The 983-nt window shown below is 38.9% G+C and carries 1 pseudogene; it reads right to left on the bottom strand.

From position 1 onward, the window contains the following. Nucleotides 1-983 (bottom strand): annotated as a pseudogene (locus tag ACFIMA_RS09745) (hypothetical protein); the annotation flags it as partial.

Below are 983 nucleotides of genomic sequence, written 5' to 3' on the forward strand. Positions count from 1 at the left end.
TTGATTTCACTGCCTTCTACTTCTTTACCAATAGTGATAAGATTGGTTGCTTGATCTTTCTTAACAAGGCTATCACCTTTCACATTGGTAATCTCATTATTAATCTCTTTGCTAATCTCATTTCTAATATTTGTGAAAGAATTACCAACTCCAGCCAAAGCATCCGCCACATTGCCATAGTCTATCTCTTCAGATTTACCATCATCCTTAACTGTCTTAACCTTAAAACTTGGAGCTTTCCATTGTCCTTGCTCATCATAACCTGCACCTCCACCAAAATAGGTTGCAAGTTGTTCGTTCAGCGAATAAAGCTGTCCACCCGTGACAGCATCCGTTGAATCTTTAGAAACATCACCATCTAAAAGAAACGTAATTTTGCTGTTATCTTGAGTGGCTACAGCTCTGCCTTTTTCTTCTTTGCTCTTTTCATGACGTGCTACAAAGGCATTGGCTTCATCATTCCATAACAAAGCATCACCTTTAACTTGCTGAGTAATATTCGTTATGTTTTTAGTAAGTTCGCTAAACTTATTTGTTACATTATCATTGACATTCTTGATATTGCTATCAAGCTGGCTTTTGTTAACAGCGTCATTATTGTTCTTTGCTTCACCAACACCAGAAATTATCCGATCCCCACCGCTTTCATTTGCAATATTGATTTCTGCGCCACCTACTTTTGCACCAATAGTGAGACGACTCGTTGTCTTATCTTGCTGAACAAAGCTCTCGCTTTCCACTTTGGTAATCACATTATTAACCTGTTCGGTCAATTTATTCTGAACATTCGTGATAGAACTTCCAACACCTGCAAGTGCATCTGCTACATTCTGATAATTCTTGTCAAAAGAAGTACCATCCTCACCAAACTGCTTGATCTTGAAATCCGGTGCTTTCCATTTGCCCTCTTTATCATAACCTGCACCACCACCAAAATAAGTTGCAAGTTGTTCGTTCAGCGAATAAAGCTGACCACCCGTTAC

The organism is Bartonella sp. AP88HLJMH (assembly GCF_042195605.1).
GTDB lineage: Bacteria > Pseudomonadota > Alphaproteobacteria > Rhizobiales > Rhizobiaceae > Bartonella.